The organism is Bradyrhizobium sp. LVM 105, from assembly GCF_003957705.1.
Taxonomy (GTDB): Bacteria; Pseudomonadota; Alphaproteobacteria; order Rhizobiales; family Xanthobacteraceae; genus Bradyrhizobium; species Bradyrhizobium frederickii.
The window spans coordinates 1,202-1,480 of sequence record NZ_QZMV01000082.1; the positions used below are offsets into that span (position 1 = coordinate 1,202).

The window sequence follows — 279 nt, forward strand, 5'->3', positions numbered from 1 at the left end:
AGGGAAAAGACGCAGGGGAGAGAGGGAGAAGAAGGCGAGAGGGAAGAAGGGGGAGAGAGAAGGAGGGAGAAAGGGAGGAGGGGAAGGGAGAGGGAAGAGAAGGGAGAAAGGGGGAAGGGGGAGGGAAAGAAGAGGAAAGGGGAGGGGGAAAAGGGGAGGAAGGGAAGGAAGGAGGGGGGGAAGGAAAAGAAGAGAAAGAAGGGGAAAAAGAGGGGGGAAAGGGAAAAGGGAGGGGGGAGGGGCACGATTAACCCTGATACCAATAAAATCCCTAAGCAG

The 279-nt window shown here is 56.3% G+C and carries 1 protein-coding gene; it reads left to right on the plus strand.

The features are described 5' to 3' along the window. Positions 1-279, plus strand: a 279-nt coding sequence (locus D6B98_RS42190; protein WP_205680589.1) for a hypothetical protein, incomplete at both ends; no start/stop codon positions are given.